13 protein-coding genes are annotated in these 20,344 nt (G+C 68.7%); 6 read left to right on the top strand and 7 right to left on the bottom strand.

What is annotated here, in order from left to right; genetic code table 11:
• Positions 1 to 8: 8 nt before the first annotated feature.
• The 6 genes from malQ to EV147_RS13730 form a co-directional block, all read right to left on the bottom strand.
• Positions 9 to 2,207, bottom strand: coding sequence for a 4-alpha-glucanotransferase (gene malQ / locus EV147_RS13755; RefSeq protein ID WP_130391720.1), 2,199 nt, complete (start codon positions 2,205 to 2,207; stop codon positions 9 to 11).
• The gene (gene glgX / locus EV147_RS13750) at positions 2,204 to 4,351 is read right to left on the bottom strand and encodes a glycogen debranching protein GlgX (protein WP_130391719.1); all 2,148 of its coding nucleotides are present in this window, start codon (positions 4,349 to 4,351) and stop codon (positions 2,204 to 2,206) included. Before glgX ends, malQ begins: the two co-directional genes overlap by 4 nt.
• A gap of 100 nt (positions 4,352 to 4,451) precedes the next feature.
• Positions 4,452 to 6,704, bottom strand: coding sequence for a 1,4-alpha-glucan branching protein GlgB (glgB, locus tag EV147_RS13745; protein WP_130391806.1), 2,253 nt, complete (start codon positions 6,702 to 6,704; stop codon positions 4,452 to 4,454).
• A 7-nt stretch (positions 6,705 to 6,711) separates the two neighbouring features.
• On the bottom strand, positions 6,712 to 10,107 hold the full coding sequence (gene treS / locus EV147_RS13740) for a maltose alpha-D-glucosyltransferase (RefSeq protein ID WP_130391718.1): 3,396 nt from the start codon (positions 10,105 to 10,107) through the stop codon (positions 6,712 to 6,714).
• Positions 10,104 to 13,394 (bottom strand): alpha-1,4-glucan--maltose-1-phosphate maltosyltransferase, encoded by a 3,291-nt coding sequence (locus tag EV147_RS13735; RefSeq protein ID WP_235844730.1) that lies wholly within the window; start codon positions 13,392 to 13,394, stop codon positions 10,104 to 10,106. The genes treS and EV147_RS13735 overlap by 4 nt, the downstream gene beginning before the upstream one ends.
• A gap of 364 nt (positions 13,395 to 13,758) precedes the next feature.
• On the bottom strand, positions 13,759 to 14,778 hold the full coding sequence (locus EV147_RS13730) for a sigma-54 interaction domain-containing protein (protein ID WP_407923230.1): 1,020 nt from the start codon (positions 14,776 to 14,778) through the stop codon (positions 13,759 to 13,761).
• A gap of 329 nt (positions 14,779 to 15,107) precedes the next feature.
• Here EV147_RS13730 and EV147_RS13725 point away from each other — a divergent pair, with 329 nt between their 5' ends.
• From EV147_RS13725 to EV147_RS13705, 5 genes are all read left to right on the top strand, one after another.
• Positions 15,108 to 16,511, top strand: coding sequence for a sigma-54-dependent transcriptional regulator (locus tag EV147_RS13725; RefSeq protein ID WP_130391716.1), 1,404 nt, complete (start codon positions 15,108 to 15,110; stop codon positions 16,509 to 16,511).
• 105 nt (positions 16,512 to 16,616) lie between these two features.
• On the top strand, positions 16,617 to 17,438 hold the full coding sequence (locus tag EV147_RS13720; RefSeq protein ID WP_235844729.1) for a sensor histidine kinase: 822 nt from the start codon (positions 16,617 to 16,619) through the stop codon (positions 17,436 to 17,438).
• A 188-nt stretch (positions 17,439 to 17,626) separates the two neighbouring features.
• Complete coding sequence (locus EV147_RS13715) at positions 17,627 to 17,986, top strand: hypothetical protein (protein WP_130391715.1); 360 nt, start codon at positions 17,627 to 17,629, stop codon at positions 17,984 to 17,986.
• 75 nt (positions 17,987 to 18,061) lie between these two features.
• On the top strand, positions 18,062 to 18,631 hold the full coding sequence (locus tag EV147_RS13710; protein ID WP_130391714.1) for a hypothetical protein: 570 nt from the start codon (positions 18,062 to 18,064) through the stop codon (positions 18,629 to 18,631).
• Positions 18,632 to 18,694: 63 nt separating this feature from the next.
• Complete coding sequence (locus EV147_RS13705) at positions 18,695 to 19,168, top strand: PRC-barrel domain-containing protein (RefSeq protein ID WP_130391713.1); 474 nt, start codon at positions 18,695 to 18,697, stop codon at positions 19,166 to 19,168.
• 88 nt (positions 19,169 to 19,256) lie between these two features.
• Here the strand turns inward: EV147_RS13705 and EV147_RS13700 are convergent, their stop codons facing one another.
• Positions 19,257 to 19,610, bottom strand: a complete 354-nt coding sequence (locus tag EV147_RS13700) for a BON domain-containing protein (RefSeq protein WP_130391712.1) — start codon at positions 19,608 to 19,610, stop codon at positions 19,257 to 19,259.
• 200 nt (positions 19,611 to 19,810) lie between these two features.
• On the opposite strand from EV147_RS13700, the gene EV147_RS13695 reads away from it, so the two are divergent.
• A complete protein-coding gene (locus EV147_RS13695) occupies positions 19,811 to 20,332 on the top strand; it encodes a low affinity iron permease family protein (protein WP_130391711.1) in 522 nt (173 codons plus the stop codon).
• The last annotated feature ends 12 nt before the right edge of the window (positions 20,333 to 20,344 follow it).

Here is a 20,344-nt window from a genome sequence, read left to right as displayed (position 1 = left end):
TTACGCGGTCAGTGCCCGCCATCGTTCCCCCGTACCGCCGCGATACGCTGCTGCACGCCGGCGTCCGAAAAGATCTGGCGCACGTCGGGTGCCAGCCGGCGCTGCCAGTTCGGATGCTCGGCGATCGTGCCCGGCAGGTTGGGCTGCTCGCGCAATGCCAGCAGGTCTTCCACCGGTACCAGCCGCAACGGCGTGGCGGCACGGCCGAGCCAGCCGAGAATGGCTTCTATCGGCGCGGCTTCGGGTCCCGGTGCTTCACCCTGCGCGGCGCCGCCCTCGCACATCGCCTGCCATAGCGCTGCCCGTTCCCGGTCGCGCAAGGCCAGCAGCCCGGCCTCGGTCTCGTGCTCGCCAAGCTGGCCGAGCCGCGCGCGCCAGCGGATCTCGTTGCCCGACCACCAGCCGACGATGGTGGGCAGGTCGTGCGTGGTGGTGGTGGCGATGGCCTGCGCGGGCCACTGGTCCGGCGGCAGGAACGGCGCAATCGCGGGCCCGGACGGCATGGTGCCCGCGTCCGCTTCGGCTTCGGCTTCGGGCTCGGCATCCTCGGCCGCCTCGCGCTCGAACCAGAGCACGTCGATGCCGAGCACGCCGCGCGTGGCCAGCGCGGTATTGAGGGTTTCGGGCACGGTGCCGAGGTTCTCGCCGATCACGATGGCGCGGTGGCGCCACGACTCGATCGCCACGAGCCGCAGCATGTCTTCGAGCGGATAGGCCAGATACGCTCCTTCGCTGGCGGGCGCGCCGGCCGGCACCAGCCACATGCGCGCCAGCCCGAGCACATGGTCGATGCGCAGGCCGCCCGCGTGCGCGAGGTTGGCGCGCAGCATCTCGATAAACGCCGCATAGCCGTTGCGGCGCAGCCCGCGCGGCGAGAACACGGCCACGCCCCAATCCTGCCCGAGCGGGTTGTAGAGGTCGGGCGGCGCCCCGGCGTGAAAGCCATTCAGGATTTCGGCCTGCCGGGTCCAGGCATGGCTGCCGCCGGGATCGGTGCCCACGGCCAGGTCGGCGATCACGCCGATCGCCATGCCGGCCTGCCGTGCCCGACTCTGCGCAGCGTCGAGCCCCGCGGCTGCGAGCCATTGCAGGAAGGCGTGGTAGCCGATTTCGTCGGCGTGGGTGGAGGCGTAGGCGGCTGCGGCGGCCGCGTCGGGACTCTTCAGCGTCTCGGGCCATTGGCGCCAGTCCGCCGCCTTCGCCCGTTCCCCGGCCGTGGTGGCGCCGGCAATCCGTTCTGCCTGGATCGCCTCGAAGCAGGCGTGCGCCAGCAGCGCCTTGCCGCCGCGCGCGCGAAACGCTGCGAACTCCTGCTGGCGCGCCACGGGCAGCAGCGTGTCGCGCTGGTCCCAAAGCCAGCGCAGGACCTGCTGGCGCACCGACGCGGTGGCCGGCCAGTCGATCTCGCTGCGCTGCCCGGCCGTGACGATGGCATCGCCCAGATTCAGCGCCGCAATGGCCTGTGCCACGGCATCGGCGCCGAAAGCATGCGCGGGATCGGCATAGAGCGGATTGAACATGATCCGGCTCGACGGCGCGTAGGGGCTGTAGCGTTCCGGCAGCGCCGAGAAGCCCGCATGCAGCGGGTTGATGGCCACGGCGTCGGCGCCGGCCTGTGCAGCGGCTGCGGCGCACTCGGCAAGCGTGGTGAGGTCGCCCAGCCCTGCCAGCGCCGCGCCATCATGGCGCAGCCCGTAGAGTTGTACCGACAGTCCCCAAGGCCGGCTGGCGGGCACGCGGCGGGGGGACGCGGCCAGCGCATCGGCCACGCTGAAACAGCGCGGCGGCGCCACCGCCAGCGTGGCTTCCACGTCGCCGAGGCGAAGCTGGTGATAGCCCCATTGCGCTACGGGCGCGATCTCCATCATGCCGTCCGCCTTGCGGTGGGCAATGCCCTCGACCACGCCGCCGTCCTCCAGCGTCAGCCGATAGGGGCGCTGCGGCATCGTATGGGCCCATGGCACGCTGACGGGCTGGTCCGCGTCGGCGGTGATCAGCGGCGGCAGCGGATGGGCGGCGTCGTCGGCGGCCAGCCGGGCGCGCGACGATTCGCACTCGCCGGGCGTGCCGCAGGGCAGTTCGAGCGCGGTGAGCACGGCATGCAGCGCGGCGTCGGAAAGCGTCTGCGGGCGGTTCCACGCGTCGCGCCATGACAGTTGCAGTCCGGCGCGCTCGCCCAGTTCCCGCAGTGGCACATTGGTAGTCATGTCGAGGGGTCCTCTTCCCTGGGTACGGCCGCCGACAGCAGCACCAGCCCATGCGCCGCCACCCTGCAGGTGGGCTGGCCGTCGGCATCGAGCGGCACGGGATCGTCTTCGAGATCGGGCGCCGCGCTGTCGAACAGCAGGCGCCAGTCCTCGCCGGGCGGCGGCATGCGGAACACGACGTCCTCGGCGCTGGCGTTGAGGCAGAGCAGGATCACCTCGACTTCTTCCTCGCGGCTGTGCGTGGCGCGGCGCAGCGCCAGCGTACGATCCTCGGGGTTGGCCCACTGCTCGCTGGTCAGCTCGACACCGTCGGCACCGAACCACGCGATGTCAGGCAGCCCGGGTGCCGGCTGCGAGCGGCCGTGCACGAAGCGGTTCTCGGTCAGCACCGGTAACTGGCGGCGCAGCGCGAGCAGGCGCGAAACCACGCGCATCATCGGGGCGTTCGACGGGTGCGCGGCATCGGCCCAGTTCAGCCACGACAGCTCGTTGTCCTGGCAGTAGGCGTTGTTGTTGCCGCCCTGGCTGCGGCCCCATTCGTCGCCGGCCGTCAGCATCGGCGTGCCTTGCGACAGCAGCAGCGTGGCCATCATGGCGCGTGCCACGCGGCCGCGCTTCTCCCGGATTTCCTCGTCGTCGCTGGGGCCCTCCACGCTGCCGTCGGCGCTCCAGTTGGCGCTCGCGTTGTCGTCGTTGCCGTCGCGGTTGTCCTCGCGGTTGTCCTCGTTGTGCTTGTGGGCGTAGCTGACCACGTCAGCCAGCGTGAAGCCGTCATGGGCGGTGATGAAGTTGATGCTGGCCCACGGTTTGCGGTGGCGGTGGTCGAACAGGTCGGCCGAACCGGTGATGCGTGCGGCAAGTTCGCCGCGCTGGCCGGGATCGCTGCGCCAGAAGCGGCGCACGTTGTCGCGGAACTTGTCGTTCCATTCCGCAAAGCCGGGCGGATGGTTGCCCACCTGGTAGCCGCCCGGCCCCAGGTCCCACGGCTCGGAAATCAGCTTGGTGCGCGAAAGAACCGGGTCCTGCAGGATGGCGTCGAAGAAGCCCGAGCCGGGATCGAAGCCGTGGCTCTCGCGCCCCAGCGTGCTGCCCAGGTCGAAGCGGAAGCCGTCGACGTGGAACACCTCCACCCAGTAGCGCAGCGAATCCATGACCATCTGCAGTACGCGCGGATGGGACAGGTTCAGCGTGTTGCCGCAGCCGGTGTCGTTGATGTAGTGGCGCTCGTCGCCCGGCACCAGCCGGTAGTAGCTGGCGTTGTCCAGGCCGCGCCACGACACCGTGGGCCCCAGTTCGTTGCCCTCGCAGGTATGGTTGTAGACCACGTCGAGCAGCACCTCGATGCCGGCCGCATGCAGGCGCCGGATGGCGATCTTGACTTCATGGTGCTGGCGGCCGGACAGGTAGAGCGGCTCCGGGGCGAAGAACGACAGCGTGTTGTAGCCCCAGTAGTTGCGCAGGCCGCGCTCGATCAGGAAGCGGTCCTGCAGGAAGGCGTGGATCGGCAGCAGTTCGATCGACGTCACGCCGAGGCGCTGAAGATGGTCGACGAAGCGCGGGTCGGCCAGCGCCGCGAACGTGCCGCGGTACTGGGGCAGCAGGTCGTCGCGCAGCATCGAGGCGCCGCGCACATGCACCTCGTAGATCGAGGTCTTCGGCCAGGGGTGATGCGGGGGGCGGTCGTCGCCCCAGTTGAAGCTCTGGTCGATGACCACGCCCTTGGGCATCGTCGGCGCGCTGTCGCGGCGGTCGGGCGTCAGGTCGGCGCGGGGGCTGTGGAGCCGGTAGCCGAACAGTGCGTCGGACCACCGCACCGGACCGCTCAGCGACCGCGCGTAGGGATCGAGCAGCAGCTTGTGCGGATTGAACCGGTGGCCGCGCGTGGGCTCGTAGGGCCCGAAGGCGCGGTAGCCGTACTGCAGCCCGGGCTGGGCATGCGGCAGGTAGCCGTGCCAGATCTCGTCGGTACACTCGGGCAGCGGCAGCCGCTGGATTTCCTTGCGGCCGTTGCCCGAGAACAGGCAGAGGTCGATACGGCTGGCGTTCGCGGAAAATACCGCGAAGTTGACGCCCAGACCGTCCCAGTGCGCGCCAAGCGGAAAGGGCTTGCCGGGCAGCAGGCGATCGACCGTGTTGCTCGCCATGCGCAATCCTCCTCGTATGCTTTGTTGTGGTTATTCTCTCGAAGCCGTCCTGCCGAACCCTGCCGATACCTGCCGTTAGCGGCTGCTCCCGTGCCGCCTCCTATCCCGTGGCACCGGACAGCGGGCGCAGCACCAGCGTGGCCAGCGGCGGCAGCGTCAGCGACACCGAATGCGCCTGCCCGTGCGACGGCGACGCCTCGGCCTCGACGCGCCCGCCGTTGCCCATGTTGCTGCCGCCGTAGATGCCGGCGTCGGTGTTCAGGCATTCCTCCCAGGTGCCCGCGCACGGCACGCCCAGGCGGTAGCCCTCGCGCGGTACCGGGGTCATGTTGACGACCACCAGCACCACGTCGGCGCTGTCCGGCGCGGCGCGGCGCAGGTAGGCGAACACGCTGTTCTGGTGGTCATCGCCCACGATCCACTGGAACCCTTCGGGCCGGTGGTCCATCGCGTGCAGGGCCGGCAGCTCGCGGTACAGGCGGTTCAGGTCGCGTACCAGCGAATGGATGCCGCGATGCGCGGGCTGGTCCATCAGTGCCCAGTCGAGTTCGTCGTCATGGTTCCATTCGCGCCACTGCGCGAATTCGCCGCCCATGAACAGCAGCTTCTTGCCGGGGTGGGTCCACATGAAGCCGTAGTAGGCGCGCAGGTTGGCAAAGCGCTGCCAGTCGTCGCCGGGTGCCTTGCCGATCATCGAGCCCTTGCCATGCACCACCTCGTCGTGGGAGAGCGGCAGCACGAACGCCTCGGACCATGCGTAGACCATGCCGAACGTCATGTCGCTGTGGTGCCAGGGCCGGTGGATCGGCTCGTGCGACAGGTAACGCAGCGTGTCGTGCATCCACCCCATGTTCCACTTGAAGTGGAAGCCAAGCCCGCCCGATTCCACGCTGGCCGTCACGCCCGGCCACGCGGTCGACTCCTCGGCAATCGTCAGCGCGCCGGGGCAACGCTCGCGCACCAGCGAGTTCAGTTCGCGCAGGAAGGCCACCGCTTCGAGGTTCTCGCGGCCGCCGAAGCGGTTCGGCACCCACTGCCCCGCTTCGCGGCTGTAGTCGCGGTAGAGCATCGAGGCCACGGCATCCACGCGCAGCGCGTCGGCATGGAAATGTTCCAGCCAGTGCATCGCACCGGCCAGCAGGAAGCCGCGCACCTCGTTGCGGCCCAGGTTGTAGATCAGCGTGTTCCAGTCCTGGTGGAAGCCCTCGCGCGGGTCCTGGTGTTCGTAGAGCGCGGTACCGTCGAACTCGGCCAGCCCGTGCGGGTCGGTCGGAAAGTGCGCGGGTACCCAATCCAGGATCACGCCGATGCCAGCCTGGTGGCAACTGTCGATGAACGCCGCGAAACGCGCGGGCGAGCCGAGGCGCGAGGTTGGCGCAAACAGCGACAGCGGCTGGTAGCCCCACGAGCCGCCGAACGGATGTTCCGTGATCGGCAGCAGTTCGATATGGGTGAAGCCGAGGTCGCGGATGTAGGGGACGAGCCGTTCAGCCAGGATGTCCCAGCCGCGCTCGGCATCGTTGATGGCGCGCTGCCACGACAGTACGTGGAGTTCGTAGACCGACATCGGCGCCGCGTAGGGATCGGTCTCGGCACGCCGCTTCATCCAGTCGGCGTCGTTCCAGGCAAACGGCGGCGCGTCGCGGCCGGTGCAGGCCACGACCGATGCCGTGGCGGGCGGGATCTCGGTGGCCAGCGCCAGCGGGTCGGCCTTGTCGGGCACGGCATGGCCGTGCGGGCCGGTCAGGTCGTACTTGTAGCGGCTGCCGCCATGGGCGCCCATCGCTTCGGGCACGAACAGTTCCCAGATGCCCGACCCGTGGCGCAGCCGCATCGGGTGCCGCGCCGGGTTCCAGCCGTTGAAGTCGCCGATCACCGAGACGCGCTGCGCATTGGGCGCCCAGACCGCAAAGCGCACGCCGGCCTCGCCGTCGATCGTCATGCATTGCGCGCCCAGGCAACTGCCCAGTTGCAGGTGCCGGCCCTCGTTGAACAGGTGCAGGTCCAGTTCCCCGAGCAGCAGGGTGTAGGCGTAGGGGTCGGTGCTGGTCTGCTCGCTGCCATCGGGCCAGCGCACGCGCAGCCGGTAGTCCTGCGCCACCGGGTGGCCTTGCGCGAAGCCGGGCAGGCGCCCGGCAAAGACGCCGTCGTCATGCAGCCGCACCATGTCGGCCACGGTCTCGCCGCGCGCGTCGGTCAACTGCATCGACGCCGCGCCGGGCATGACGGCCCGCACCACGATGCCGTACTCGTCGCGGTGCGGGCCGAGCACGCCGAATGGATCGACGAGCCGGCCGTGGCGCAAGGCGTCGATCACCGGCGCGGGCAGCGTGGGCGCCGCGAGGTCGAGCATGGCGGCGTCATTGCTTACCATCGTCATCTCCCAGCAGCTTGCGTACGAGACGGGCGAGGCCGCTCGCGGGAAGGTCGATCCAGGCCACGCGGTTGGCGGCCTCGTAACCCACCTCGTAGGCGGCGCGTTCCAGCAGGAACAGGTCCAGCAGCGGCTGGAACTGGCCCGCCGTGGCCCACGGCCGTTCGGCGTGGTTCATGGTCTGCTCGTAGCACTGCAGGAACGCGGCATTGGCGGTCTCGCGGAAACGGTCGAGCAGCGCGGCGCGGCGCTCGGCCTTGGCCGGCGGCAACTGCGCATGCGTGCGCTCCTGCCGGTCGGTGCCAACCATGGCGGCGGCGTAGTCGAGCGAGCGCAGCAGGCCCGCCACGTCGCGCAGCGGCGAGGTCTTGCGGCGGCGGAATGCCAGCGGCTGGCGCGGCTCGCCCTCGAAATCCACCAGATAGGTGTCGTTCTGCGCGATCAGTACCTGGCCGAGGTGGAAGTCGCCATGGATGCGTGTCTGCAGGCTGCCCGAAGCTGCGGCGGCAAGCCGCGCGACGAGCTTCGGCATCCTGCCGCGCGCGGCCAGCAATGTCTCGATATCGCGCGCAAAGTCGCCCTTGGCGTCAGCGCGGCGCGCTTCGAGCAGGTCGAACGCCTCGTCCAGTGATTTGAGCGCTTCGTCCGCCCATTCCCCGGACTGGTCGTCGCCGGCGGTTTCGGGCGCGAAGGCCGCCTCGTCGGTGTCGCCGGCCAGCACGGCATGGAGTTCGGCCAGCCGGCGACCCAGCGTGCCGACCATCGTGGCATAGCCCTTCATCGCCTCGTCGAAATCCTCGTCGATGTCGGCGGCCGGCAGCGCGTCGTCGATGGCTCGGCCCAGATAGTCGAGCGTCCAGTCCCAGCCGTCGCCCTGGTTGAGGATGTAGCCCTGCAGCAGCATCAGCGTGTGCGGCGTGCCATCGGCGCCGGTGCGTACCACTTCGCCCAGCAGGGCTGCCGAGTGCGTGTAGCCCCGGTGGGTCAGGTAGCGCGTCATCTCGGCTTCGGGATGGATGCCGCCGGCCACGCGCCGCACGAGCTTCAGCACGCCGGTGTTGCCGTAGGCCAGCGAGCTGTTCGACTGCTCCGCCGACATCCACTGCACCGGTTCGTCTTCGAGCGGTGCGCCGGACAGGCCCGGCTCGGGCAGGAAGCGGATGGTGCCGTGCGACGTCTCCGCCTGCACGCCGTCGCGCATGGCCTTGACCACGGCGCGGGCGAACGGCTCCACGACGAAGCCGTCGGTTGCCACGCCCACACGGGCGCCGCGCCGCACGCGGGCCATCGACAGCCCATGCACCAGCTGCGACATGCCTTCGGTGGATTCGCGGTCCCACAGCAGTGCCACGGGCAACTGGTAGCACTCGGTGCGGCCCGGCAGCGTCACCTCCACCTCGCAGTGGAAAATCTCCTCGGTATTGCCCACGCGCGCGATCGGCCAGGCATAGGCCACGTTGACGCGTTCGATCCGTTCGCCCTTCGAGGCGAACCAGCGGCGCCGCGCCAGATAGGGCGGCAGCACCTCGGTAGTCAACGCACGGCGCGCGGACTCGGTCAGCTCCGAGCGGCCGGCGTTGTTCTGCACGACAAGCGTGACCTGGTCCATCATCTGTTCCGGTGCATCCACGTGCCACGAGGGCGGTTGGGCGTCCTCGCTGAGCACGAACCAGTAGAAGCCATACGGCGGCAGCGTCAGCAGGTAGGTCAGCTGGCCGATGGCGGGAAACGGCGTGGCGCCGAGCATCTCGACGGGCACGCGGCCGGCGAACTGCGACAGGTCCAGCTCCACGGCCTGCGGCGCGCGCGACAGGTTGGCCACGCACAGGATGTGCTCGCCATCGTATTCGCGCAGGTACGCCAGGATCTTGCGGTTGCCGGGAAACAGGAAGCGCAGCGTGCCCCGGCCGAAGGCGCGGTGCTGGCGGCGCAGCGCCAGCATGCGGCGCATCCAGTTCAGCAGCGAGTGGGGGTCGCGGTTCTGCGCCTCCACGTTGACGGCCTCGTAGCCGTAAAGCGGACCCTGCAGCGGCGGCAGCACCAGCCGCTCGGGGTCGGCATGCGAGAAGCCGCCGTTGCGGTCGGGCGACCACTGCATCGGGGTACGCACGCCGTCGCGGTCACCAAGGTGGATGTTGTCGCCCATCCCGATCTCGTCGCCGTAATAGATCACGGGCGTGCCGGGCATCGAGAACAGCAGGCTGTTCATCAGCTCGATGCGGCGGCGGTCGCGCTCCATGAGCGGCGCCAGCCGGCGGCGGATGCCAAGGTTGATGCGCGCGCGGCGATCGGTGGCGTAGACCTCCCACAGGTAGTCGCGCTCGCTGCTGGTCACCATCTCCAGCGTCAGCTCGTCATGGTTGCGCAGGAAGATGGCCCACTGGCAGTTGGGCGGCACTTCCGGCGTCTGCCGCATGATGTCGGTGATCGGAAAGCGGTCCTCCCGCGCGATGGCCATGTACATGCGCGGCATCAGCGGGAAGTGGAACGACATCTGGCATTCGTCGCCCTGGATGCCGCCGTCCGGGCTGGCCGCGCCGGTGGTGTCGGCCGTGCCGCCACCGCTGGCGCCGCCAAAGTACTGCTGGGCGTCCTCGGGCCACATGTTGGCCTCGGCCAGCAGCATGCGGCCCTCGTAGTGCTCGTCCAGATGGCGCCGGATCTTGCGGATGACCTCGTGCGTCTCGGGCAGGTTCTCGTTCGAGGTGCCTTCGCGCTCCACCAGGTACGGCACGGCGTCGAGCCGCAGGCCGTCGATGCCGATGTCGAGCCAGTAGCGCATGACCGACAGCACCTCGTTGAGCACCTGCGGGTTGTCGAAGTTCAGGTCGGGCTGGTGCGAGTAGAAGCGGTGCCAGAAGTAGGCGCCGGCCTCGGCGTCCCAGCTCCAGTTCGACTTCTCGGTGTCGCAGAAGATGATGCGGGTGCCGGCGTACTTCTGGTCGTTGTCGGACCACACGTAGAAGTTGCGTGCCGCCGAGCCGGGCTTGGCCTTGCGGGCCCGCTGAAACCATGGGTGCTGGTCCGACGTGTGGTTGATGACCAGTTCGGTGATCACGCGCAGGCCGCGGGCGTGGGCAGCGGTGACAAAGCGCTTGGCTTCGGCCAGCGTGCCGTAGTCGGGGTGCACGTTGCGGTAGTCGGCAATGTCGTAGCCGTCGTCGCGGCGCGGCGACGGGTAGAACGGCAGCAGCCAGACCGTGTCGACCCCGAGGTTGACCAGGTAGTCGAGCTTGGCCAGCAGGCCGGCGAAATCGCCCACGCCATCGCCATTGGCGTCGTAGAACGACTTGATATGGAGCTGGTAGATGACCGCGTCCTTGTACCAGAGGGGGTCGGCGTTGAGCAGTGCGGCGTTGGCGCGCTCCGAGAGTCGCTTCATGCCGGGTCTCCTGATTGTTGTTGTGGCCTGACGTGCCAGAGCGCGAACGGCAGCGCGTGGGGGTCGAGGCGGATGCGCTGGTGCTTGCCCTGCCAGGTGAAGCGGCGGCCGGACATCTGGTCTTCGGCTTCCAGCGCGGCGTGGTCGGGCAGGCCCCATTCCCACAGTGGCAGTTCGATATCGCTTTCGCGCGGAGCGCGCGGGTCCAGGGTGATCGCGGCCAGCAGCACGTCATCGCCGAAGACACCGGGGCCGTCGCCCTCGCGCGGGATGAAGCGGGCGAAGTACAGCACGGCGTCGTCGCTGGCGTAATAGAAGCGCAGGCCCAGGTGGTTCTGCAGCGCCGGGTGGCTGGCGCGGATCTGGTTCAGCCGCGAGATCTCGGCCACGATGTTGCCGGGCGCGTTCCAGTCGCGCACGCGCAGCTCGTATTTCTCGGAGTCGAGATACTCCTCCTTCTCCACGCCGTTGAGGATCAGCGGTGCGCTCTCGCAGACCTCGAAGCCGTTGTACATGCCCCAGAGCCCCGACAGCAGCGCCGCCAGCGCGGCGCGGATCAGAAAGCCGGGGCGGCCGCTGTCATGGAGGAAGTACGGGTTGATGTCGGGCGTGTTGACGAAGAAGTGCGGCCGGTAGAACTCGCGCAGCGGGCTCTGCGTCAGCTCGGTCATGTACTCGGTCAGCTCGGCCTTGGTGTTGCGCCAGGTGAAGTACGTGTACGACTGCGCGAAGCCGAGCTTGGCCAGCCGCGCCATCATCTTCGGGCGCGTGAACGCTTCGGCCAGAAACAGCGTGTCGGGGTATTTCGCACGGATATCGGCAATCATCCATTCCCAGAACGGCAGCGGCTTGGTGTGCGGATTGTCCACGCGGAAGATCCGCACGCCATGGTCGGCCCAGAACATCACCACGTCGCGCAGCGCGGCCCAGAGCTGTTCGCCCGCGGGTGGCTCGGCATAGAAATCGACGTTGACGATGTCCTCGTACTTCTTGGGCGGATTCTCGGCGTAGCGCAGCGAGCCATCGGGCCGGTGCGAGAACCACTCGGGATGCTCGCGCAGCCATGGGTGATCCGGCGAACACTGGATGGCGAAGTCGAGCGCCAGTTCGATGCCAAGGTCGGCAGCCGCGCGGCGCAGCCGCTGGAAATCCTCCATCGTGCCGAGTTCGGGATGCAGTGCATCATGGCCGCCGTCCGGGCTGCCAATCGCATAGGGGCTGCCCACGTCGCCCGGCTCCGCCTTGAGGCTGTTGTTCTTGCCCTTGCGGTGCGCCTGGCCGATCGGGTGGATCGGCGGAAAGTACAGCACATCGAAGCCCATCGCGCGGATCGCCGGCAGGCGGCGGATCACGTCGTCGAATGTGCCGTGGCGGTTCACGTCGCCGCTCTCGGAACGCGGGAACAGTTCGTACCAGCTGGCAAAGCGACCGGCGAGGCGGTCGGCCTCGACCGGCATCGTGGTGGGGTAGCGGCTGGCGAACGGGCGGCCGGCTGGCGTCATCATCGCGGCCTGCATCGCAGCGTTGGTGCGCGGCGACAGCAGGATTTCCAGGCGTACGGCATCGTCGCCGGTGGCGCCGCGCAGGTCGGCCAGGATGCCGCCCGCCTCGGGGATCGCGCTGCCCTCGGGTGTGTCGAGCGTGGCGGCCACCAGCCGCGCGCCTTCCTCGATCTCCAGCGCGATGTTCACGCCGGCCTTGCGCTTCTTGCCGACTTCGTCGAGCCAGCTGGCGAAGGTGTCGCGCCATGCTTCCACGGTGTATTCGTGCCGGCCCATGGCGACGATCGGAAAGCTGCCGCGCCAGCGGTCATTGACGACGTGGGTCATCGGCGAGGCATGCCAGGCCTGTTCACCCGGCGCGCGCCACAGCACGGCGGCGGCCAGCTTGTCGTGGCCGTCCATCCAGAGGTCGGCGGTCACTTCCACGCGCTCGCCCACCGTGCGGCGCACCGCAAAGCGGCCGTGGTCGGCCGCGGGGGCCAGGTTCTCGATGGCCACGCGCGGCGCCTGCATGGCGGCGGCCAGCGTGCGATCAGCAGCCCTGGCGCCGTTGGCACGGCGCTTCGGCTGGGCCGGCGCGGGGGCCGGGCGGGCTTCGAACAGCCGGATGTCGGCCGGCGGCAGCGTGATGGCGCCGCACGGATCGAGCGGCGCATCCGTTTCCAGCATGCCGCCCGGGCCGCCCTCGGCCGGAGCCAGTGTGGCGGCCGGTTGCGGCAACGCGCTCAGCACGCGGTCCACGCCGAACGAGTTGGGCTGGATCGGGCAGGGGTTCAGCACCACGGTCAGCGCCGGCGCGCCGGCGGCGCCGTTGGCCAGGTGGCGCGGCACGCGGGCCAGCACGGTCAGCGGCGCATCGGGGCCGCTGACCTGGCGCACCGCGACCGCCGGCTCGCTGTCGCGCCCGGCCAGCCACGTGTTGGCCTGCAGCAGTTCGTGCGTCAGGTCGTAGGGTGCGTCGATGATGTTGTCGGGATGTCCGTCGGCCTGCGCGGTCGGCGAGGCATCGAGATCGTCGGCGTGCGCCGCGCCGGTTTCGTAGCCGGCCGGCACCAGCCAGCCATCGCCAATGGCGGCGGCAGTCCAAAGCGCGCGCCGTGCGGCCAGTACGTCGGCGCCGTCAGGGGCCAGGGCCGGGGCGGCCAGCACCCGGCCGAAGCGGCGCAGGCGGGCAATTTCCTCGGTCAGCCAGGCGCTGCGGTAATCCCACCACGGCAGCGACGAGAACGCGCCGTCGAACGGTGCTTCCGCCAGATCGTCGAGTTGCTGCGGGGACAGGCCGGGCGTCCAGGCCAGGAAGGTCAGTCCGCTCGTGGCGCCGTCCTGCCCGCGCAGCGTGCCGATCAGTTCACGCCAGTGGCGGCCGGCCACGCGCGACGGTGCGCGGCAGCAGAAGCCCGCGGCGCCAGCCTGCACGGCATCGGCCAACTGTTCGCTCCACCAGGCCACGAGCTGCCCGGCGGTGGCGTCATCGAACCAGCGTGCCCGGACACCGGGCAAGTGGCTGTCGCTGGCATCGGGACTGCCGGCGGGCCGGGCGTGGTCCACCCAGCCGTCCTGTGTGCCGGGGCCATCCTGTGGCAGCCGGTCCAGCGCCAGGTCGAGCAGCGGCGCAAGGCCGTGGCGGCGGCAGCTTTCCAGCGTCGCGCGCAGCGTCTCGGGCGGTACATGGGGGACTGACCAGCCGGCCAGCAGGATATGGTCGAAGCCGAGGCGCCGGGCCCGCGCAAGCGCGTCGTCGTCCACAGCCCGGCTCGGCTTCAGGTTGAATTGGCAAATCCGCACGTCACACGTCCTTGGCCGTGAGCGCCCGGGGCAGGTGGGCGCGCGAGTATCAATTCGAGTGAGGCATGCGAAGGGCATGCCAACCCACGGCGAAATTCGGCATTGGACGGAAAGTGCGGTGCAGCAACGGATTCGGCCGGGTCGGACAGATTGCTGATGCAGTCAGATATGTAAAACATACATGGAGCACCACTTGCCGGAGTAGGAAACGCCCTGAGGCGAAGACCGGCGGAGGTCCGCGCAGCAACTCACCCGATCGGGTGAGATCGTGGCAAAAGTGTGGCGAAAGCAGGGGAAAGGCCGGGAAGGCGGCAGCCATCCGGCCGTCATGTCGGGGTATCACCCGGGGAAGACGGGCCGGCCGTCAGCCCGCCCGGTAGACGTCGAGGCGGTTATAGAGCGTCTTCAGGCTGATGCCGAGCGCCTTGGCGGCCTGGCGCTTGTCGCCGTCGAACTTGGCCAGCGTGGCCAGGATGATCTCGCGCTGGGTATCGGCCAGCGTCGTGCCCACGCGCACGCTGACCACGCCATCGACGGTGGTCGGGCGGGGCGGCTGTCCGGCCAGGCCGGGATTGCCGATCTCGACCTGCCGGTCGGCCAGGATATAGGCGCGGTAGATCGTGTTCTTGAGCTCGCGGACATTGCCGGGCCAGTCGTAGCGGACCAGCCGTTCGAGCGAGCCGGGCGCAAACGTCTTGTCGGTCTGCTCCATCGCGTTGAACTCGTCCAGAAAATGGCGGGCCAGCGGCACGATGTCCTCGGTGCGGTCGCGCAGCGGCGGAATGTGGAGCGGGAACACCGCCAGCCGGTACAGCAGGTCCTCGCGCAACTGGCCGCCCCGCACGGCGTCCATCGGGTCGCGGTTGGTGGCGGCCAGGATGCGCACGTCGCTGACCAGCGGGGAATCGCCGCCTACCCGGTGGAACGAGCGGCTTTCCAGCACCCGCAACAGCTTGATCTGCATCTCCAGCGGCATTTCGGTGACTTCGTCCAGGAACAGCGTGCCGCCCTGGGCCTGCTCGAAATACCCGGCCTTCTGCTCCAGCGCACCGGTGAAGCCGCCCTTTTCGTGGCCGAACAGTTCGGATTCGATCAGCGTCGGGGCGATGGCGCCGCAGTTCACGGCCACGAACGGCCCCGACTTGCGGGTGCTGCGCTCATGTACGGCCCGCGCCACCACCTCCTTGCCGGCACCGCTTTCGCCCACCGCGAGCATCGTCACGTCGGTGGCCGCCACGCGGTTGAGCTGGCCGATCAGCCGCTGCATGGCCGGCGCGGTGCTGTCCCAGAACAGGGACACCTGTGCGGGCACGGCGCGGCGCCCCGGGGAGCGGGGCGCGGGCGGAGCGGAACGTCCGGAAGGCAGCGTGGCGGTGGTTGACACGGGTGGTGAAGTCCGGGTTGTGGAGTCCGGAGCCGGCGCCGGAATGACTGGCGGCCGGCCGGGGCGGACTCCTCGCAATGGTGGAAGATGCCTGTCATGCTATCCGCTCGCGGGCCGGGTGGCTACCGCCCGGACCCCTGTCGCGGCGTGTTCCCACAGGCGTGTCAGACGGACACCGGCATAATGGCCATGCATCGGTCGCTACACTTCAGGCTATCGTTGTGCGCCCGCCGTCCGCGTAGGTGGCCGGCCTGCGCACCGACAACCAACCCAGCCCCCGGGCCCATGACAACCAGACGCCGGTCAGACGACGCCATCCCAAGTTTCCTATGCCACATATCCTGATCGTTGACGACGACGAAAACGCCTGCGCGGCGCTGGCGGAAATCGTGGCGATCGAAGGTTTTTCTTCCGCCACCGCCGGTAACCTGCGCGAGGCGCGCCTGCAGATTGGCTGGCGCATGCCGGACGCCATCCTGGCCGACCTGCGCCTGCCGGACGGCAACGGCATGGAGCTGTTCGACGAGGTCGGCTCCAATGGCGTCGAGGTCATCCTGACCACCGGCTACGCCAGCGTGGAATCGGCTGTCGAGGCGCTGCGCCTCGGGGCCACCGATTATCTGGTCAAGCCGATCAACGTGACGCGGCTGCAGACGGTGCTCAAGCGCATCGCCACCACGAGCGAGCTGCGGGCCGAAGTGCATTCGCTGCGCGGCGAACTGCGCCGCTACGGACGTTTCGGCCGGCTGCTGGGCAGCTCCGAGGCCATGCAGGTGGTCTACGACCAGCTCAGCAAGGTCGGGCCCACCGAGGCCACGGTCCTGCTGATCGGCGAGAGCGGCACCGGCAAGGAACTGGCGGCCCAGACCGTGCACGAGTTGTCGGCACGGCGCCGCCAGCCGTTCCTGGCGGTCAACTGTGGCGCCATCTCCCCGACGCTGATCGAAACCGAGATGTTCGGCCACGAGCGCGGCAGCTTCACTGGCGCCGACCGCCAGCACAAGGGTTACTTCGAACGCGCCGATGGCGGCACGCTGTTCCTCGATGAAATCACCGAGATGCCGCTGGAACTGCAGGTCAAGTTGCTGCGCGTGCTGGAAACCGGCAGTTTCATGCGCGTGGGGACGAACCGCGAGACGCACGCCGATGTGCGCGTGCTGGCGGCCACCAACCGCAATCCCGAAGAGGCCGTAGCGGAAGGCAAGCTGCGCGCCGACCTTTATCACCGGCTGAATGTGTTCCCGATCGAACTGCCGCCGCTGCGCGCGCGTGGCGAGGACGTGGTGCAGATCGCCAATACGATGCTGGAGCAGCTCAACGCGGAGCAGGGCTCGCAGCGGCGCTTCTCGGCGGCGGTGCTGGAAAGCCTGCGCATCCACTCGTGGCCCGGCAATGTGCGGGAACTGCGCAATTTTGTGCAGCGCGCCTACATCATGGCCGACCAGGACGTCATCACAGAAGTCCAGATCCCGCTGCAGGTGGCGGCGGCGCCCACCAGCGGCACGGCCGTGGTCTCGGTGCCGGTTGGCATGTCACTGGCCGAGGCCGACCGTCAGCTGATCTTCGCCACCCTTGAACAATGCGCCGGCGTGAAGAAGCACGCCGCGGAAATCCTCGGAATCAGTTTGAAGACTTTATATAACCGCCTGGAAGATTACGCCGCGAAGGGCGAACTGCCCGAGTGGCTGCGTGCGTCGCGCAATGGCGAGGCCAGCCCGCCTGCAGCCTCGTGATGCCGGCGAGCGGCCGCCCAAAGGCGGACCCTATGCCGCAGCGCACGGTTTTTGCGTGGAGCCTGAACGGCTGTTCCCGTTTGAAGACAATGTCAATGGCTCACCATGGCTGATGCTCCCCGCGCCCACCCGGATTTCGGACCGCCTCCCCCACAGGATTGCGACGCCTGTGCCGCTCCAACGCCGATCCACGGCATAGACGAAGTCTGCGCGCTGATCGAGCAGGCTTCGCACGACCTGCGCTCGTCGCTGAACGGGATCCAGAGCTGGAGCTACGTGCTGGACCGCTCGATCGGCACGCTGGCCGCCCCGGCCCAGCGCGCGCTGGACGGCATGCGCGCCGGCATGCAGCAGCAACTGGCGCTGATCGAGGAAATGGAGGAGGGCGTACACCTGCTGGCCGACGCCCGCGCTTCGGCATGGGCCGAGACCGACCTGCGCACCGAGGCTGGCCAGGCGATTGCCGACAAGCGTCCGGCTGCCGAGGCGCGCGGCGTGATCATCGACGCGCTCGATTGCCAGGGCGAGGACGGCGCCAGCTTCCTGGTGCCCGGCGATTCGCTGCGCGTGGCGCCGCTGCTGCGGCACCTGCTCGTCCATTGCATCTGGCGCGCGCCGGCGGGCGGCACGATCCGCGTGCACCTTTCCGCGGAAGCGGACTACGTCAAGTTCCGCATTACCGAAAGCGGCCCGCTGGAACGTTCGCGCGGCGCGACCCGGCTTTCGGCGCTGTCGGATTTCTTCGACCGCCGCACGGCGCCCGAGGGCCACGCGCCGCGCCAGAGCGCCGCGCTGCTGCTGACGCGCCGCATGGTCGAACTGCAGGGCGCCCGCCTGACCGCCGAGAACCAGGAGTGCGACAGCGACAACGTGTCGGTGTGCATCGCCGTACGGTTTCCGCGCACCGCTGGCGCGGTTCCGGTCTAGGCAGTTTTTACCGCCCGGCGCACTTTCTGCCGCGCCGGCCACCCCGTCTCCCTCTCCCGTACGTCACCTGGAACGCCGCGCATGCGCAGGTGACGCCACGCGCCGGCGCTGGCCCGGCCCTTGCATCGTCTTCTCCCGGAGCCCCGCAGACAGGGGAACCGAATTCGATACCCAACAGGAGAGATGTCATGCCCAACGCCAATGCTTCCAAGGGTTCGCAAAAGCCGTCGGCGAAACCCGCCACGAAGGCCACCGAGAAGTCGGGCGCGAAGTCTGCCGCCACCGACAAGGCCAAGCACAAGACCTACCAGTCGGCCGTCGATGACGCGCTCGACATGACCTTCCCGGCCAGCGACCCGATCTCGCCGGGCGCCGCCCAGCACGCCGAACGCCAGATGCAGACCGCCCGCGACGACGTGGACTGGAAGCTCAAGAAAGGCAGCGAGCATCAGCCGGCCGGCGATACCGCCGCGGCGGACCGGGCCGGTGCCAGCGACACGTCCGGCAAGTCGGCCGCGAAGTCCGACAAGGCGGGCAAGAAGCACTGACGGCAGTAACAGCGCGGCGGCGCTGTGCGCCGCCCCCCGCATCGCAATGCAACATGCCTTGAACGGAGCCACAGGATGTCTACGATCATTGCAGGACGCTTCGACACGTTTGCCCGCGCCGAGACCACCGCAACCCGCTTGCTGGCCAAAGGCGTCAGGCAGGACGATCTGACCATGTTCTATGTGAACCCGCCGGGACAGCACGGCACCTATCCGATTGGCGGCGACGAGGCCGTCGATCCGGGCGCGCGCAAGGCAGGCAAGGGCGCCGGACGCGGCATCATGATCGGTGCCGCGCTGGGTGCCGGTATCGGCATCTGTCTGGCCGCCGCGCTGCGCGCCTGGTACGAGGCGCCGCCGCAGCCATGGGTCCTGGTGCTGGTGGTGGCGTTTGCCACGGGCCTTGGCGCCTATGCGGGCTCGCTGATGGGCGCGCTGTCGCTGACCGGCGGCCAGCGCAACGCGCGGGTGCGGCACGCCGGCGTGCTGCTGGCAGCTCATGTCAGCAACGAGAACACCACGCTCGTGGCCAATGAACTGCGCCAGAACGGCGCCAAGGACGTTGAGCGTGCCGAAGGGCAGTGGCGCGACGGGCAGTGGGAAGACTTCGACCCGCTGGTGCCGCCGGTGCCGGTTGGGCGCTGACCCCGCCATCGACGAGCATGACGTTGTGACGACTTCCACGACTTTCCACAGGAGGCACTGCATATGAACCCCAACGACCCGCAAGTACCGCCGCAATCGCCTGCCGGTGCGCCGCCGCGCGGTGCATCCATCATCGGCGATGCCGACCAGAATGGCGCAGGGTGCGGACCGTTCGTGATGGCAGCCGATACGCTAGAAGGCAACAAGGTGGTGGATCCCTCGGGCGAGGAAATCGGTACCATCGACCACATCATGCTCGACATTCTTGGGGGCCGGATTGCCTACGCCGTGCTGGCGATGGGCGGCTTCCTCGGTATTGGCGAGAAGCTGCACGCGTTGCCGTGGTCGGCCCTGACGCTGGACACGCGCCGCAAGTGCTTCGTGCTGGGCGTGGAGAAAGAGCGCATCAAGGCCGCGCCCGGTTTCGACAAGGAGCAGTGGCCGACCATGGCCAATTCGCAGTGGGCCACCAGCATCCACGAGTATTACGGCATCTCGCCGTACTGGGAAAAGGATCGTTACGATCCGTGGGGCTGACCGCTCGCCCGCGTTGAAGCGCCCTCTCCGGCAATGGAGAGGGCGTTTTTTGTTTCGGGGCCCGCGCGCGTGGCGCGGGCCTGACCCCTCAGACCTTGTGGTTGACCTGTCCGGCCGGCTTCTGGGACGGATCGGCGCGCATGCCCGTTGCCTCGACAGGCTGTCCCGGCGGTTCGGCGGGCGGGGGCACGCGCGTGGTGAGCTGGTTCGAGACGCCGAGGATGCCCGGCGGCGTCGAGGCGGCTTTCTCGATGCGCTGGGAGAGATCGATGTCCTCGACCTGCCCGGAGAGCGTCACGCGGCGGTCCACCACATGGACGGTCACGCTGTCGGGCATGTCGCCACCGCAGATTTCCGCGATACAGGTACCCACGCGCTCGCGCAGCATTTCGTCGTCTTCCTCGGGGCTGGTGCGGTCCAGGGCTTCGCTTTCAGTTGGCATGGCGATCCTTTGTCATCAGTCATGGCATGGCAATGGGACGCAATCGTCATGCCCGCGTGATGCGCTGGCCGAGGCGGGTGCGCTTGTAAAAACGACACGTCACGGTTCCGGATGACACCAGTGTAGGACGCCGCCCGGCTGCTTTGACGCACGACCGCTCCCTACAATGAAGTCAGTCTGGCAAGCAAGGGAGCCGCCTCATGGACAAGCCCGGGCGTCATCGCATCTTTCACCTGTTCGACCGTTTTGCCGGTGCGGCTACGCACCAGGCGGGGTCGCCGGCGGCATTCGTGCTGGCCGTGTTCGTGGTGGCGGTATGGGCCATCACGGGGCCGCTGTTCGGCTATTCCGAAACCTGGCAACTGGTGATCAACACTGGCACCACCATCGTCACGTTCCTGATGGTGTTCCTGATCCAGCAAAGCCAGAACAAGGATTCCGTGGCGGTGCACCTGAAGCTCAACGAGCTGTTGGCGTCACACCGCGAGGCCAGCAATCATCTGGTCGCCATCGAGGACCTCGACGAGGAAGAACTGCGCCAATTGGTCGATTTCTACCGGCATCTGGCAAAACGGGCCGACGAGGAAGGCGACATCAAGTGCAGCCACTCGATCGACGAGGCAAACCAGAACCACGAGCAGAAGGTGCAGGCGCAGCGCAGCCGGCGCGAACCGGGCCAGCGCGGGCAGCCGGCACCGCGGGAGGCCTCCAGGGCGGCGTAGGCTGCGCCCCGC

Source organism: Cupriavidus agavae (assembly GCF_004217045.1).
Taxonomy (GTDB): Bacteria; Pseudomonadota; Gammaproteobacteria; order Burkholderiales; family Burkholderiaceae; genus Cupriavidus; species Cupriavidus agavae.
This window is presented reverse-complemented; position numbering and strand designations above follow the sequence as displayed.

Coding starts and splice junctions, on each gene's coding strand:
- treS (WP_130391718.1), bottom strand. CDS start 10,107: ATGAAGCGACTCTCGGAGCGCGCCAACGCCGCACTGCTCAACGCCGAC.
- EV147_RS13705 (WP_130391713.1), top strand. CDS start 18,695: ATGAACCCCAACGACCCGCAAGTACCGCCGCAATCGCCTGCCGGTGCG.
- EV147_RS13720 (WP_235844729.1), top strand. CDS start 16,617: ATGGCTGATGCTCCCCGCGCCCACCCGGATTTCGGACCGCCTCCCCCA.
- EV147_RS13700 (WP_130391712.1), bottom strand. CDS start 19,610: ATGCCAACTGAAAGCGAAGCCCTGGACCGCACCAGCCCCGAGGAAGAC.
- EV147_RS13695 (WP_130391711.1), top strand. CDS start 19,811: ATGGACAAGCCCGGGCGTCATCGCATCTTTCACCTGTTCGACCGTTTT.
- malQ (WP_130391720.1), bottom strand. CDS start 2,207: ATGACTACCAATGTGCCACTGCGGGAACTGGGCGAGCGCGCCGGACTG.
- EV147_RS13715 (WP_130391715.1), top strand. CDS start 17,627: ATGCCCAACGCCAATGCTTCCAAGGGTTCGCAAAAGCCGTCGGCGAAA.
- glgX (WP_130391719.1), bottom strand. CDS start 4,351: ATGGCGAGCAACACGGTCGATCGCCTGCTGCCCGGCAAGCCCTTTCCG.
- EV147_RS13725 (WP_130391716.1), top strand. CDS start 15,108: ATGCCACATATCCTGATCGTTGACGACGACGAAAACGCCTGCGCGGCG.
- glgB (WP_130391806.1), bottom strand. CDS start 6,704: ATGCTCGACCTCGCGGCGCCCACGCTGCCCGCGCCGGTGATCGACGCC.
- EV147_RS13710 (WP_130391714.1), top strand. CDS start 18,062: ATGTCTACGATCATTGCAGGACGCTTCGACACGTTTGCCCGCGCCGAG.